We start from the raw sequence: 14,666 nt of genomic DNA on the forward strand, positions 1-14,666 counted from the left end.
AGGGATACGTGAAAGGACCTGCCTAAGCTTGAAGCCTTGGCAGATAGCCCTACTTTCCTGCGAGTTTGCACAGCTAACAGCCACTGCCGGTAAGTCTGCATTGTGACGCACTCGGGCCGCCCTGGAGACAAACACAACGGTACAAGCATCAGAAGCCGGCCACAAACCGGCTTTAAAATTCAAATAAACCTTTGATATTAAAAGTTTTTCTATTCGATGATGGACTCAGCCTATACCTCAGCCCATGCTCGGTTGTGATCTAACCTCGACCGGTAGCTCGATCTGGTTTTCGCCATACTGACCAGCTTGGCTTTGAGGAAACCGGGTCCTAGGCATCTGAGTTCTAACGAGCCCAAATGCCTAGACTAAACGACGATTCGATAACTATATTTATAGGGAAGACTCTACCTCTACCCACTGTTTCAGCGCCAGCGCATCTGCTACTGCTGCCGATCCTGACTTTATAATCTTGTTTAAGCTTACGCTACTTTTTGTTAGCTTCTTGCGAAGAAATGAATCCCTAAACTTATCTGGAACTTTAAGGAACGCCCCCTTCATCTCCTTGAATTTCTCTATTGCTGTTATGTAATCACCAGCAGCTGTAAGATCATCACCGGTGCGGTAATAGATCTGAATATCAGTATCCAAGTAAACTTTCTGATTATGCTCTTCTGCCTCTTCTATTTTACACTTCAAGGTTTCAAGGATCTCGCGAGACTCTTTAAATTTGTGCTGAAACATATATCCTCGCGCGAGAGAAAGGCATACTTCAGCCGCTTCCGGATCCTTGCTATGGGCAAGCTCAAATTGGATCACTGCATCGTCCGCGTTCTCTTCCTCTTGAAGCAAAAACTTCCCAAACCAATAGTTCAACTGAGGTGAATTTTCGTCCAGCACTATGGCTAGTTCGTACTGATCTCTAGCGTCATTAAAGCTACCACTTTTCTGGTAGAAATAAGCCAATACTCGCGCAACCTCTGAGTAATCGGGCGCTAGCCGCCGAGCTTCTTCAAGAGTTTCATAAGCTTTGTCGTGCTGACCTAAGTTTATGTTTTTCAGTGACTCCTGCAGCATTCTAGCTACTACCCTGTCACTCTTATCTCTAAACTTTATAGAACGTATCGAATACTTATTATTTTCTCTTTGCGACATTTGTAGCTCATATAATGAATTTAGCTTATTCCGCTTCTCTCGAATGGCCTTCTGAAACCCCTGGGTTGGCTTGTGGTGCTTACCTAAATATGCACGTGACAGCTCGGAGATTTGATACGTAGTCTTAACACTAGCCCCCTTCGTTTTTGAAGCTTCAGACAGCATGTTTGTGGCCATCAACTCTTGAATAGCTTTCTGTACTTTTAGCGCATCAAATTCGGTAAGGTAAGCTAACTCAGGAATATCTTTCAGTCCGGGAGCGCACTGAAGTGCTGCTGTTAACAATCTCGCATCTTTGGATAGATACTCGTAGACGTTTGACATACAAAACTCCAAAAACAAATTTGAATTTTGCAAGACAATTTCCGGTGTCAACCCAGTTTGTATGGAACTTACGAACCACTTGATGTAGCTTGGATTACAATGCATTCGATTGACATAGCTACGCAGGACGGCCTCATCGAGCTTAGCAAGACTAGAGACACCTCTCAGTTTTGCCAGAGTTCGTAGAAGTTGCGATGCGAAAGATTCATCAATACCTTTGAGCTTAATAGGATACTCGTAAGCACCTAAACCGATCCTTGACGTTATGACAATTTTACTTCCTTGAGGGAGCGACTCCACAAATCTTCTGATATTGTCATCAAGTATGGTTTCAAGGTTATCTATGAATAACGCAATTTTGAAAGTAGCTAGGTATTCTGTAATTTCTTGTAAATCAAAAGCTTTACTAGTCCCTGTAATCTGATCCGAAATACCCTGAATCGTTCCAAGGGAATCTGAAATAGCCCCTTTTATATCCTTGATTTCATTCACTGTTATTTGCGTGGTTTTTGAAGTAACCCACACAATCGCATCAAAAGGACACCTTTCCTCTTCTAGAAGTTCATAAGCCACCTTCAGTGCTAAGGCTGTCTTACCAATCCCTCCTTCCCCAACTATTGATATGACCGGAAAACCACCGAGGCAAAGCTCCTTTACCTTAAGCACAATCTGATCGCGACCTATTAATCCAGTCTCATCAAAATCAGGGAGTGGTAGATTATGGCTGACCCTAGTTTCAGATTCGAGCACCTTAAACTCTAAAGACAACACAAAGCTAGGATTTTCCTGCAACTTATCGAGAGTAATTGAAACATTACTCCAAGTTACCTCATCAGCCAGTGACAGCGACTCACACACTACCAATATTGTAGGGAGATCATCGATATTTAGAGGCCGTATATGCATAACTCTGTTTCTAATAGGAATCAGACTATCGAATTTTTTGGTATGCTTTTTTATCTGCTGCGTTATATGACCGGGAAACTGAACCGCATTAGAGTTTACAGTTTGATAGGTATCACCCAGATCAAAATAGTCAATTAAATCCTCTTTTTCCACTCCTTCCAGAATACCAATATCCTTTTCGATTCTGCTCTTAGCCCTAAATTCCAACTCTGGGTTAAGAAGGATATTATCCTTAGTCTCATTCAGATGATTTTTAATCAGGCTTCTGAAGTCCTCTTCCAAAGCACTAATCAGCGCGTAAGCTGTCATTCTAGTAAGGTTAAATGCCATTTAAACTTGCTCCGCTACTTAAATTAAGTCCGTCAAAATTACACAACCCGTGTGCATTAGTTATTTTTGAATCCTGGCTTAGGGTGTTTAATCGCGATGCGCACTAACACATTGGTCCCCAATTGCCATATGCGCAGCGCTTGGAAGACAGTGGTCTGCCGGCCGAATCCTACGCCGATGGTACTAGTTTCAGATTGATAGCACATCAATCTCCGCGCCGATGCATCTCTTGCCGGCCTACAGGCTCGCTTACGGGGTCTATGAGTCTGTCCAGTCGCCCTCGCAGCCTCCGCCTTGGCAGAGGTAAAGCCGGATTGCTTAAAGGAGATGAACGGGACTGCGCACTGCGAATTCAGCAAATTGAGTTGGGAAATGAGCATTCAAGAGGTGCGGCTCGCATCACGGCTCCTAGACCCCGGTGCCAAAAGGCATCTGAGAGAACCGAGATGCACTCTGAGATTCTCTGACATCGGCACGCGCAGCAAGGTATCTCGTTTCAGCATCAGAAGGTCTGTGAGCTGCACGAGCCTGCGATACTTAGCCTCATACGATATGGGACAAGCTCCAGGGCTGGACCTCTCCCCAAAAAGCAAAGCCCTCTCGTCTATTAAACGAGAGGGCTTGAGGACGTACGTCGGTACTGTTAGCCGTGCGAATAAGCCTGGATTATCTCTTTTACGCTTGGTTTATCGTTCAGCTTTTTGACCATTTGCGCGTAAAAATCTGATTCGGTGTTCTGACGTACAGGCTGCACACGCTGATTCGCCGAACTGAGTGCATCCTGCACCTGGGCGCTCTGGTTTCGCGCTTGAGGGTTAGCGAAAGGGAGATTCATTTCAACGCTCCATCACTCTGTCCGATTAAAAAAACGGTGGTTCAGTTCTGGTCGGAAGTAGTGCTTCCGGTCTATCCAGACGAATCCATCATGCTTGCTAATGACCGCTACGTCGATAGGTCCAGACACCGACTCCGACGGGCGAGTGACTCGCTCCTTGAGAGACTCCAACTCAATCAAGCTCTTAGCGAGAGCAGCCATCTCCGGAAGCGGCAGCAAATGTACAATGGTTGACAGCGGAAATATATGTTGATTACGTATCTGCTGATGCCATCTGTCAGAATGAGCAGCATAGACCTCGCTGATGATTTCAGTCCTCCTTGTAGGATCGAGCGTAGCGCTTGGCCCTAGCTCTGCAAGAATTTTATCGCTTAGTTCTTGGAATGCATTTGCTGTGGAGTCGTCAACGGTATTGAACACGTCCGGCGATATCCCCATCCGGAACGTGTTGATCATATGCGTTGTAGCGAATGGCTGGATGACCGCAGGGCAGGTAGCGTCCATAACGTTGGGATCGCGTCGGTCAAGAATCAACCGCTCTCCAAGAAACCCATAGCAGTCATATGTTTCCAGAACAGGGAAAAACTCTTCCTTACCATACCCAGCTACGACCACACCGGTTTTGTTGGCATACATAATAAATTCTTTAACAGCAAGCTTCGCAAGAGCCTCTAGAAATCGGGGTACGAGGAATTCTCGAGAGGCGGCTTGCTGGAACAGAAATATCGAGCTTGTAGCTATCGGCGCAAAAAGAGGGGCGGTGCTCGCATGGGCGTTCGCTATATCCGCCTCTCTTAGCAGCGGCGGTAGACTCAGTTGGTCTACGGCCGATTCAACGCGCTGTAGAGCCTCGTCTATCTCCTGATCTGTCTTTCCCGCAAGTGCGTCTATCTCCTCGACACCAACCTCTTGGGCTATCCGGATCTGGAGACGGTATAAAGCTGCGGCAACTACATCGAACAGTGCCTTTGACTTAGCCTCTTCCGAAAAAAGCTTTTCCTCTTTTTCAACAAATTCGAAAAACCGTTGGGGATACGTCTCGAGCTTATCGTATTGGTCTTGCCCCAGAGCTTCTCGGTAGGCTTTGATCGGCAGCTCCCAAGGCACGCCGTGAAGGTCCGCAGAACCATAGATCATAAGACCTACCGGGCCGACGCGGCTTAATTCGAAAAGCTTATTCGCGCCTTTAAAGTACCTTTTTTCCTGCTGACCATCCTTCCATGACGTAACGGTAGTGGCGCTATCGGCAGCGAGGACAACAGCGGTCCGACTCATTATCGCGATTTCTGCGGTCATTCGATTCCTCCCTGATTGATCATCGCAATATGCCCTACAGTAGGTTTAGACGCCATCTCGTTTAGCCGATATTGCGACCCCATTTGAAGGTGTTTTGCCTGGGTCTCCTAGCTGGAGATCGAGACGTCGAATTGACAGTACGGATGTACGGTTACTCTGTACTGAACCAATCTTCGATCCGATTGTAGAACGCCCTGGCGCGCTGGCTCTGTCGACGGCTGGCGTATGAAGCTAATTTATTCCGGACGCCTCGCCGGAATAGCATCTCAGAGGTTACAGCCGATTCCTTGATGCAGTAGCTTGCCCAAAAGCCACCGGGGTGAGGGGCTTCCAGCAGAACTGCGACATTGGTCCAACGTGCTCTGTAATCGCTCGCTAGCACCCGTGTGAGGGCTTCTGTGACGATATGGATTTGATCATCCGGCACATAGAGAGCGCCATGGATGTGCAGAGGGTGATTCTCTCGACAGATACCATGCACAAACTCAAGATTAAAGACCAGCTCGGTACTAATGCCTAACGCCTTGAGCGTTCTCATAATCATACCGGCCAGGTAATCTGCAGGCCCCCTGGGAGCGCTCAGGGCAGCTTCGGCGACCTTATGCCCTAAGCGAATACTGATCGTGCGAGAGTCGGGCTGAGAGAGTAGATGACGAAGCCGGAAGAACTGCTTGATATCCTTGTTGAGGCTCTTCGACCAATCCGGAAGATTACCCGTAGAGATGTAGCTTCTTGCAAAGCCTAAGACGTCGGAATCGATCTTTTGGATACGCTCGATAGCTTTCTTATCAAGCTGAGGATCTAATTGGCTAATAGCTGCTACACGTTTTTCTATGCCCGCAGCGAATCCTGCCAGAACCCTTGCCTGGCCAGTTGTTGAGAGCCTTCTGGGACTCAGGCGGCGCCGTATGGTTTTTGCATTTACTCCAATGTCGGGTTTTACAGGAGTACCGCAAAAATGTTGGTCGTATTCTTTCATGGCTCAACATCCCCGATGTCTGGGGTCCGATTTTCAAAATAACCATACCGGCAGAAGCGCCATGGGGTTCGATACTTACACTGTGTTCTAAGGGTTTGACGATTGATAGGTCATAGTCAGGTCATCTGTAAGTCAAAGCCTTCACAGATGATGTCGTTATCCTGTTGATTTAGCTTGGCCAATTGCTTGCCTTCGAACCACCGCAAAGTTTCTTGCTCGTCTTCAATGCCATTGATGTCCCCATTGCGCTCCGCTTCTTCTAGTCTCTGCTGTGCTCGCATCTCGGCGACATCGTTTTCAGTCATGATGTGAATCTTCAGCTCTGGAAGCTCTTCGAAAGCCAGAGATTGATTCAACTTATCTAGAGGCAACGCACGTCGCGTGACGTCCTGCGTTAGCTTGAGTGTCGTAGCTGCGGCAGCGAGTCCCCTGAAAACTGTCGGGTCAGTTGGTTCGAGGGTTTCAATCGCATTTGCGAGCTTTATCCTGATCTGTTGAGTTAGCGCCAGCTCGTCGGTCACCAGGGAAGCCACACTCTGCTGCACAGCGTCGAGAGAAAATGCCGTTGTGAGTAGTTCTTCTCTGGCTTTTTCTATCAGCGCCTGAGTTCCAGCGCCAGCTACTGCATTGTGCCTTTTAAGAAGGCGCTGAGCCGTGCTAACACTGATCGATAGTCGACCTGCAATTGCGGATATCGTCCACCCTGCCTCTCTCAGAACGACAGCCTGTACTGCTTGGTCCGGGGTTTTCTGCTTGCCTGCCATTATCACTCCCCCACTACAGTATTTAAGGCTTTGCTGGCACAGGCTCGTTTCACTGCGGCAACGGATATTCCGAACTGTGTTGCTGTTTCTTGAATGGTGGCTGAGTTGGCTTTACGCCATGCATGTACCGCGGCGTCGTCAATCTTCTTGGGTGCGCCCAGCTTCTGTCCCATCGCTCGAGCCCGAGTAATACCCGCTAGTTGCCGGGCTTTTATATTCGAACGCTCCAACTCAGCGACAGCAGCCAACATGGTGAGCATTGCTTTCCCGATTGGGCTGGATAGATCGAAGCCTTCACTCTCTGAGCCAGCAAATTTCAAGGAAGCGCCATTTTTTGCACCTGCTCCGACCACCTATATTTTTTTGCCCTTTCGCTTCTCGTTCCCTATAACGGCACGCTGAAGGTCCGAGATTGAGGCTATCGTCTTTAGGAGAGTCTTTCCTACGGGGCTTGAGAGATCAAAATTTTCTCTCACTGAAACCACGCCTACGCCCTTCGCTTTTAATGCCTTAAAGGTCTCGAATAATTCGAAACTGCATCCGCCTAAGCATTCGATTGAAGAAACGACTATGGTGTCGCCCTTTTGAGCAAACTTGTATAGCGCACTGAAACGAGGCCTGTTCATCACCTTGGTCGATTGGCTAGTCGCTTCATCAACAAACCAGTACTCGGCGTCGTGCGCTTCCTCAATAACGTCAAACTGAGCTTCGGTCTTTTTATCATCGGTGCTAGCAAGGACATAGACGTGAGTTGTCATTGAATTTCTCCACCTTTACCAGTGCGTCGAGACGGCTCGCCGGAGATGCGATCCTCGACCCACTGTTCGACCGCGTGGGAGTCCCAGCCGACTGCCCTCGCACCAAGCTGAACGGATTTCGGAAAACGACCTTGGCTGATGAGATTATAGATGTGTGCTCTTTTGAATCCTGTCCTGACCTGCACTTCGGGCAGACGGAGAATTCGACGTTCAGGCGTGGCGTTGCTAAAACTGATTTCCATTACATTGCTCCTTGGCGCTCGTTGGCGCGGTGTGGTGGCAAGCAATGTAATAAGAAGGCCTGAATCAGAGTCCCAACTGAGGTTGGGCAAAACCTCATTTGGTAGGTGAAGGTACGATTCGATCAGCCGCCAGATCGAAAAATTTCTTGATGGTGCCCGGTGAAGGTATCGCAACCCTCGCAAGGGTAGCCGCTGTTTTCATCGACTCGTAAGCAGAATAGGGCCTCGCGACATCCAAACGTGACATATGCGCGAGCACTGCGATTATGGCGCTTGCGCTAGCTTCCTCTTTAGCGTCCAAGTCGTAAGCTTCGGGAATTACGCCATTGATGGTTTCAGCGAGCGCAGCGATATCGGCTGGTTTAAATGACAGATCCGCGTTTTTCAAATCGACAACCGCCTCCCACACTCGGATTACCTCATCATAGCCATCATCTGCTCTGAACACAGGGCCGACTAGCCTGAGAGAAACCGGGGCACCGGATCGCGCTAATCGAATATTCTGAACGTAAAGAACCTGTTGGACCCCTGCTGCAAAAACGCACTCGGGTTCATCGCCTGGCTCGCCAGAGACGTGTGTCAATCCTTGCCCCCCTTTCAGCCTCAAATAGGCTGTGCAATGCCCTTCCTCGCATTGAGTTAGCAAATCCTCTTCAGTCATAGGCTGCTTCGTCATCGCCCTCAGATTCTCAAGGGCCTGGTTTACAGTGAGAAATGATAAGTGTGCATGATCTGGGCGCATGAAGGTCTCAAGTCGTTATAAAGGAGCTGGCGATCTTAAGGGGCTTCAAGCTCGCTATTCTACCGCTGATGAGGATCGGCCGATCAAGCGCATAATAGTGCTGTGACATTTGCCTGAAGAAATCTGTATGCAGCATTTCGTCGTTTCGCGGGTCCTCAGAACGGATGGCGAGACTGACCCAGCTACCTGAATTGTCGTAAGGATGGAAGGTGCCGAAATAGAGATCCACATCGACTAGGTATTCCAAAAGGTATTCCAAATATTTTTCATTACTAAAAAAAAATAAACAAAATCAGCATGTTATTAAATCAGTTCAGATTACCCCGGCCCAAACAGCTGTCCAGACCTGTCCCAGACAGTCTGAGCAACACCTCAAGAAGCCCGCCTCGTGCGGGCTTTCTTGTTTCTGGCTATCCGTCCTTGCCGCCCTTTGCCTGAAACCTTACGCCTGGGCGCTTGGCATCACCTGGATCGCCGATTGGGTGCCACGCGTCAATTCGCGGTACTCGTAGGTCACCTTGTCTGGCGAGACCTTGCCGGTATAACCCTTCTTGATGTTGGTGACGATGTAGTTGAAGTCGCTCTTGCTGCGGGTGGTGACGACAATGTTGGCCTTGCTGCTGGCACTGGACACGTAGTTGCCCACTTGTGACAGCGGCTGCTTGAGGCGCTGGTCTCGCTTTTTCACCAGGGTCTGCGGCACGTTGACCTGCATCGAGTCCACGCTTTCAACACTCGCAGCGCCCACGTCATTGCGCTTGTCTTCCGGCACCGCTTCCTGGCGGGTCTTCAGTTGGACCACAGCGACATCACCCGACTGGCGCTCGATGGCGGCTTTGGCCTGCCGGGCGCTTTCCAGATCTTTCTGACGGCCCACGTAGTAGCCCGTCGGCGCTCCCAGGGCCGCGCCAATGGCGCAACCGGTGCCCGGGTGGCCGCCGGTCCCGGCCGCAATCGCCGCACCGCCAATGCAACCGAGCACGCCGCCAACCGCCGTGCTGCCCAAGGGCGAGTTCTGGCATCCACTCAACAACAAACCGGTGCAGGCAAGCAATACGGTCGATACAGCACGTGCGCGCGACAAGGGCGACTCCTTTCGGGATTGAAGATAAACATTCATTGGGGCTGATAACCGTAGGTCAGGCCCCCGAGCAGTTGCTGGCGCACCCGTTCGTTGAGCGGGTAAAACACCGGCTGGACCTGCGCCGTCCACTGCACGCTATGGGCAATGATCCAGCCCATCGGCCCCAGCGCAGAGCCGTTCTGCTGTTTGAGGTCGAGAAACAGCGGCTGCTCGGTCACTTTGTTGGTCCAGTACATCGGCACCGTCAACACCACCAGCGCATAGCCAGCGAAGGCGAGCATATAAAGCCTCGGCGGGACATAGCACAGCGTGCGGGTGAAAAAACCCAGGCACTTGAAGATGTGGGTGAAGGCACCGAGCAGGGAAAACAACAGGGCGATCATCGGCACAATCAGCGCCCGGTAGCTGTCACGACCGATCTGCGCTTTTTCGCCTCTGTCGCGGTAGTTCTGCGGGTCGACCAGGCGGTCTTCGATCAATTGTTTGGCATCGTAGCTGATGGTCGGCCGGTACACGGTTTGCTCGAAACCGCCGGGCGACAGGTCGGGTTGCAAGGTGATCAAGTACGGCAAGTGCAAGGCGTCGCGCCACTTGTTCTGGATCGGCAATTGCGCAAAAAACTGTGCGCGCGCCAAGCCCGGGTCGATCCATCGGTCGACCGAGACCAGGCCGGCAGCATAGGTACTGCGGGCCTGCAGTTGCACACGCCGGGCCACGGCCTGATTGAAACCGGCGCGGTCATTGGGCCGCCAGTCGTCGGCCACGTTGATGCCCTTCTCGCGCAGCGACTGGCGTACCGTGTGGGCATGGCGCCGGGGCACGTTGTTGGGGGTCAGGCGGCGATTGCGTTGCTTGAGGTTCTGCACATAGTCGCTCCAGGCCTGTTGCTGGTGGCGGGCGATGGAGGCCGCGCTGATCGCTTCCAGGTAACGGCTGCTGCCCTGCTGGTACTGGCGATAGCTTTCATTCAGTTCGGCAAGGGAGTCCTGGTAGTGGCGATAGCTGACGTCGGCATCACCGCGCACGGTTTCGGCGAACAACTCGAAGAACGGCTGCGCCTGCTGCTTGATGCTCTCGGTCAGGTGATCTGCCGACAGCAGCATGATCGGAAACGTCGCCAGCAAGGTCTTGCCTTCGGGGCGCTGCAGATCCTCGGGCGTGAGGTTCAGGCCGGTCAGTTTGAAGTCGTGGTGCATCATCAAGTACGTCATCGGCACACCCAGGGCCGCGCGCGCCCGCTCATCGGGCGTCGAGCGATCCACCAGGTGATTGACCAGCGCCAATTGCGCAAAGTAGGTGGTACCGATGCAACCGACGATCACCAGGGCCGCCCAGATTGTCGTGCGCAGACGGCTCCAGCCCAGGCGCAAACTCTTCTTCAGCACCATGCCCAACCCCAGCAGGGCCACCGCCGTACCGGCAATCAAGCGCCCGTAGAATTCGATGGACTCCACCTGGTGGTGGCTGGCCAGACCACCGACCACGTCGAGCAAACGGGCGTTGAATCCCATTTCAACCATCAGGTACAGCAGCGTCAGGGTCAGCATCACCAGGGCCAGCAGCCGCTCCTGGCGCCGTGGCAGGGGCTGTTTGTCCTGGCGCAGCCAGTGCATCAACGCCCTGACCGGCGTGTGGCGCTGCGCACGGGAAGCCAATCGCTGAAACGGTGTCAGGCTGGTCACGACCGGGTCTCCACCCTGGAGATCAGGTTGATCTCCACTCGGCGCCTGGGCGCCGTAGTGGCCTGGGCATGTTCGACGACCGCATTGGCTACCGGCTGCGGCAACGCGGAAGGGATCGACGCCTTGACAGCAGGCTTGGGTGCCTGGGCTGGCTCGCGCGCCAGCGGTTTGGTCGGTGGCGGTGCAGACGGCGCGGTGCGCGGCGGGGCCGGTTTGGCCGCCGCTGTATCGGCAACCGCCGGCCGGGCCTTGGACAGGGCATGCAGCAACCCCGGCAGGTCGACTTTCATCGGCCCACGGAAATTCTTGTCCTTGGAGGAATAGGTCCAGGCTTCAGAGCTTCGGCCTTTCATTTGCATGGCGACGAAACTCTTGCCGTCTTCACTGCGCTGGAAAGCCAGCACGTCGCCACAGCCCCCCAGTCGGTAAGGGCCCCAGGCGGTGTTCCCGGAGATCACCACCAGAGCAGTCTGCGACTCGCACTGGGCGGTGCTGTAGCTCATGACCACCGCCGTGTCGCCGTCCAGTTCCATCGTGGTTTCAACGGTGCTTTCACGCCAGTCGTCGGGCAGTTGCACCTGCACCTTGCGCTCATGCAGGTTCAAGTAGGCTTTGCCTGCCGGGGTTTCCATGTGACTGAAAGGCCCCGCCACCGAGTTGAAGCGACCGATAACCTGGTCAGCCTGCACCCCGAACGCGCTACACAGCAGGACAAGCATCAAACCGCGAGCAAGCCGATTGGCCTGTGCTCGCAGCGCTTTGATGGGTTTCAACGTGTGTCTTCCTTAACCGGTTTCCTGGGCGAGCCGAGAGTCCGGCTACGCGCGGCGATGCTAGCATAAAGCCATTAATTCGCCATAACCCCGTTGCCTTACGAACCGTGCACAACTTGTTCACTGGCAGCCTGTTGCACCCCGACCGCGAATGCTCATGCGGGAACATGGCTAAAAAAACATCACTAAAAGCGATGGTTCATCATCATTAAATGTCGCTAAACGTATATTTCTGATCAGCCTAAGATCGGCCCCACGGTGAGCATGCTCCAGCGCTGAGGGCTTGGTATCGCGCCTCTCCTCCACGCGGCGAACTGAACCTCAGCGCCGACGGCTTGACCGTAAACCCAGGGTGCATCCCATGGATCTGCTGGTCTGTTGCGGAACAACAACGCCTTGGTTCAAACCCGTTTGCTGCGAGAAAAAACAAAATGAACAACGCGTTTTTGTCCAGGCGAGTGCTGAGTATTGCCCCATCCCCGAGTATCGCCGCCAACGCCCTGGTGGCGCAGCTTCGCGCAGAAGGCCGGGACATCGTCAACTTTACAGTGGGTGAGCCTGACCTCAACACACCGGCGCATATCGTTGAGGCCGCACGCCAAGCGATGGAGTCCGGCGATACTCACTACACCCACACGCTGGGCCCCCCTGCCCTGCGCAAGGCCATCGTCGCCAAACTCGCCCGTGACAATGGCCTGGAGTACAGCATTGAAGAGGTGGTGGCCGCATCGGGCGGCAAGCAGGTCATTTTTGAAGCGCTGGCGGCTACCCTCAATCCTGGGGACGAGGTTATCGTCCATGCGCCTTACTGGGTTTCCTACCCGGATATCACCCGCCTGAATGGCGGAACCCCGGTCGTTATCCAGGGCCATGAAGACAACGGTTTCAAGCTGACGGCCACCCAGCTTGAACAGGCGATAACGCCTCGTACCAAGTGGGTCATCCTCAACAGCCCCAACAACCCCAGCGGTGCTGTTTACACCCTTGCCGAGCTGCAAGCGCTGGCCCAGGTGCTGGGTGATCACCCGCAGGTGTTGATCATGGCTGACGAAATCTATGAGCACTTCATCTATGGCGATCAACCCTTTACCTCATTCCCGGCAGCTGCCCCGGACCTGAAGGAGCGCATGCTGATTGTCAACGGGGCTTCCAAAGGGTATGCCATGACTGGCTGGCGCCTGGGCTTCGGCGCAGGGCCGAAATGGCTGATCTCGGCGATGGGCAAGCTGCTCTCCCAGAGCACCACGTGCCCAAGCTCCATAAGCCAGGCGGCGGCTGTCGCGGCGTTTACCGGGGATCAGGCCCCGGTCAAGGCAATGGCCAGGCTCTACAAGGGCCGCAGGGACATCATGCAGGTTGCACTTGAGGGCGTCCCTGGCCTGACCCACACAGTGCCGGATGGGGCTTTCTACCTGTTCGTCAACGTCAAAGGGCTGCTGGGTAAAACCACGCCTGGCGGGCAAGTGCTCAGCACCGACGCCGATGTCGTCAAGTACTGGCTTGAGGATGGCGCCGTTGCCACGGTCGTGGGCGAGGCTTATGGCATCAGCCCTTATGTGCGCTTGTCTTTTGCCAGCAGCGAAGCAGTGATCCAGGAGGGCTGCGCGCGTATCCGTCGTGCCTGCGAGGTTTTACGCTGATCGCCACCTGATCGACGCAAGGCAGGGGGGCACTACTTCTGTTGATGGGTCACGCGCTCAAGCCGGGCACGGGCCCCATCTTCATGCCCTGCCCCCAGTCACAGCTGGCCTGTACACGACCACACTCAATGCCCTGGGTCGTGCTGGCGCCGCTCGTCATTGCTAAATGGCAAGAGGCGCAGCGCAGCGCAGCACGCCAGCCAGCGCTGAATGGCGGGCTCAAAGCATAAGAAACGGCGTGTCGTAATCCACAGCTTTCAGCGACATTTCCCGCAAGGCTGCAATCACCGGCCGGGAATCGTCCTGCCGCCAATAAAATCGGTACTCCAGCTTCTTGAGGGGGGTGTTGCTGGGCATGGGAATGACGGCCTTGTTTTGCAGCATGGGTTTGAGCCAGCCACGGGGCAAGTAACCAATGGCAATACCCGCCGAGATCAAACCGGCAATGGTTGCCATGCTGTTGGACTCGATGATGTCACAGGCTACCGCGCCGGACTCGCGGCACCAGTCGTCGAGCAAGCGGGTTGAACCGGCATGCGGTGCCATCGTGACCACCGGCAATTCCCCGACAATCTCTTCGACCAGGCACCCCGGCTTGATGACATCCGGGGCCGCTACCCATATGTATTCCGCCTGGGCCAGCAGAACGGATGCCAGCGCCGGGTGCGAGGAGGGTCGCGCGATAATGGCCGCGTCCAGTTTTCCGCTCAGGAGACTGGATTCCAGTTCCACGCCCAGGTTCACATAAGGCTCGAGTTTGAGTTGAGGATGCCGTGCGCGAAGCGCTGAAACCAGTTTCGGCAACCAGGATGAGGCGGCGATTTCCCCTACTCCGAACCTGCAACGGCCCTGGATGGCTTGCGCCGCGCCGACAGAAGCCACCACTTCATCCGCATGATTCAACAATGCCTTGGCGCGGGGCAGCAAGGCTCGACCATCTGCCGTCAGCACGGCTCTGCGCCCATCCCGATTAAACAGCGGCCGCTTTAGCGCTGTCTCCAGTTCGGCCAGACGTTTTGACAGCGACGATTGCGAGATATGCAGCTTCTCGGAAGCGATGGCGAAGCTCCCGCATGTAGCGGCCCAGTAGAACGCTTCCAGCTGTTTAAAAGTCATCTGATTCATCGCTTTTATCGAACTTTATAGTCTTGTTAAATTC

Annotated in this window: 14 protein-coding genes; 1 reads left to right on the top strand and 13 read right to left on the bottom strand. The window is 53.4% G+C overall.

The genetic code is table 11. The annotated features are described in order from the left end of the window. Positions 1-390: 390 nt before the first annotated feature. From BLU25_RS11175 to BLU25_RS11235, 12 genes are all read right to left on the bottom strand, one after another. Positions 391-2,712: a tetratricopeptide repeat protein gene (locus BLU25_RS11175; RefSeq protein ID WP_016783466.1), complete on the bottom strand. Its 2,322-nt coding sequence runs from the start codon at positions 2,710-2,712 to the stop codon at positions 391-393. A 643-nt stretch (positions 2,713-3,355) separates the two neighbouring features. Then, a complete protein-coding gene (locus BLU25_RS11180; RefSeq protein WP_016783467.1) occupies positions 3,356-3,547 on the bottom strand; it encodes a hypothetical protein in 192 nt (63 codons plus the stop codon). 12 nt (positions 3,548-3,559) lie between these two features. Beyond that, positions 3,560-4,843: a hypothetical protein gene (locus BLU25_RS11185; protein WP_016783468.1), complete on the bottom strand. Its 1,284-nt coding sequence runs from the start codon at positions 4,841-4,843 to the stop codon at positions 3,560-3,562. Positions 4,844-4,994: 151 nt separating this feature from the next. Then, complete coding sequence (locus tag BLU25_RS11190) at positions 4,995-5,822, bottom strand: hypothetical protein (RefSeq protein ID WP_016783469.1); 828 nt, start codon at positions 5,820-5,822, stop codon at positions 4,995-4,997. A 116-nt stretch (positions 5,823-5,938) separates the two neighbouring features. Beyond that, positions 5,939-6,586: a helix-turn-helix domain-containing protein gene (locus BLU25_RS11195; RefSeq protein ID WP_016783470.1), complete on the bottom strand. Its 648-nt coding sequence runs from the start codon at positions 6,584-6,586 to the stop codon at positions 5,939-5,941. A gap of 2 nt (positions 6,587-6,588) precedes the next feature. Continuing rightward, positions 6,589-6,939 carry a recombinase family protein gene (locus BLU25_RS11200; RefSeq protein ID WP_255311550.1) on the bottom strand — a complete coding sequence of 117 codons (351 nt, stop codon included), beginning with the start codon at positions 6,937-6,939 and terminating at the stop codon, positions 6,589-6,591. Continuing rightward, positions 6,940-7,344, bottom strand: a complete 405-nt coding sequence (locus BLU25_RS11205; protein WP_016783472.1) for a recombinase family protein — start codon at positions 7,342-7,344, stop codon at positions 6,940-6,942. After that, positions 7,341-7,586, bottom strand: a complete 246-nt coding sequence (locus tag BLU25_RS11210; RefSeq protein WP_016783473.1) for a helix-turn-helix transcriptional regulator — start codon at positions 7,584-7,586, stop codon at positions 7,341-7,343. The genes BLU25_RS11205 and BLU25_RS11210 overlap by 4 nt, the downstream gene beginning before the upstream one ends. A 94-nt stretch (positions 7,587-7,680) precedes the next feature. After that, positions 7,681-8,247, bottom strand: coding sequence for a hypothetical protein (locus BLU25_RS11215; protein WP_139803936.1), 567 nt, complete (start codon positions 8,245-8,247; stop codon positions 7,681-7,683). A 523-nt stretch (positions 8,248-8,770) separates the two neighbouring features. Continuing rightward, positions 8,771-9,412 (bottom strand): glycine zipper domain-containing protein, encoded by a 642-nt coding sequence (locus BLU25_RS11225; RefSeq protein ID WP_016783476.1) that lies wholly within the window; start codon positions 9,410-9,412, stop codon positions 8,771-8,773. A gap of 32 nt (positions 9,413-9,444) precedes the next feature. Beyond that, a complete protein-coding gene (locus BLU25_RS11230; protein ID WP_016783477.1) occupies positions 9,445-11,094 on the bottom strand; it encodes a hypothetical protein in 1,650 nt (549 codons plus the stop codon). Continuing rightward, positions 11,091-11,867, bottom strand: a complete 777-nt coding sequence (locus BLU25_RS11235; RefSeq protein WP_016783478.1) for a hypothetical protein — start codon at positions 11,865-11,867, stop codon at positions 11,091-11,093. The genes BLU25_RS11230 and BLU25_RS11235 overlap by 4 nt, the downstream gene beginning before the upstream one ends. A gap of 431 nt (positions 11,868-12,298) precedes the next feature. Here BLU25_RS11235 and BLU25_RS11240 point away from each other — a divergent pair, with 431 nt between their 5' ends. Further along, positions 12,299-13,507: a pyridoxal phosphate-dependent aminotransferase gene (locus BLU25_RS11240; protein ID WP_016783479.1), complete on the top strand. Its 1,209-nt coding sequence runs from the start codon at positions 12,299-12,301 to the stop codon at positions 13,505-13,507. Positions 13,508-13,726: 219 nt separating this feature from the next. On the opposite strand, the gene BLU25_RS11245 is transcribed toward BLU25_RS11240, so the two are convergent. Further along, positions 13,727-14,632, bottom strand: coding sequence for a LysR family transcriptional regulator (locus tag BLU25_RS11245; RefSeq protein WP_016783480.1), 906 nt, complete (start codon positions 14,630-14,632; stop codon positions 13,727-13,729). Positions 14,633-14,666 lie beyond the last annotated feature (34 nt).

The organism is Pseudomonas fragi (genome assembly GCF_900105835.1).
In the GTDB taxonomy this organism is placed as follows: Bacteria; Pseudomonadota; Gammaproteobacteria; order Pseudomonadales; family Pseudomonadaceae; genus Aquipseudomonas; species Aquipseudomonas fragi.

Excerpts from the sequence above, each read along its gene's own strand:
- BLU25_RS11175 (WP_016783466.1), bottom strand. The coding sequence starts at position 2,712 with ATGGCATTTAACCTTACTAGAATGACAGCTTACGCGCTGATTAGTGCT.
- BLU25_RS11180 (WP_016783467.1), bottom strand. The coding sequence starts at position 3,547 with ATGAATCTCCCTTTCGCTAACCCTCAAGCGCGAAACCAGAGCGCCCAG.
- BLU25_RS11185 (WP_016783468.1), bottom strand. The coding sequence starts at position 4,843 with ATGACCGCAGAAATCGCGATAATGAGTCGGACCGCTGTTGTCCTCGCT.
- BLU25_RS11190 (WP_016783469.1), bottom strand. The coding sequence starts at position 5,822 with ATGAAAGAATACGACCAACATTTTTGCGGTACTCCTGTAAAACCCGAC.
- BLU25_RS11195 (WP_016783470.1), bottom strand. The coding sequence starts at position 6,586 with ATGGCAGGCAAGCAGAAAACCCCGGACCAAGCAGTACAGGCTGTCGTT.
- BLU25_RS11205 (WP_016783472.1), bottom strand. The coding sequence starts at position 7,344 with ATGACAACTCACGTCTATGTCCTTGCTAGCACCGATGATAAAAAGACC.
- BLU25_RS11210 (WP_016783473.1), bottom strand. The coding sequence starts at position 7,586 with ATGGAAATCAGTTTTAGCAACGCCACGCCTGAACGTCGAATTCTCCGT.
- BLU25_RS11215 (WP_139803936.1), bottom strand. The coding sequence starts at position 8,247 with ATGACTGAAGAGGATTTGCTAACTCAATGCGAGGAAGGGCATTGCACA.
- BLU25_RS11240 (WP_016783479.1), top strand. The coding sequence starts at position 12,299 with ATGAACAACGCGTTTTTGTCCAGGCGAGTGCTGAGTATTGCCCCATCC.
- BLU25_RS11245 (WP_016783480.1), bottom strand. The coding sequence starts at position 14,632 with ATGAATCAGATGACTTTTAAACAGCTGGAAGCGTTCTACTGGGCCGCT.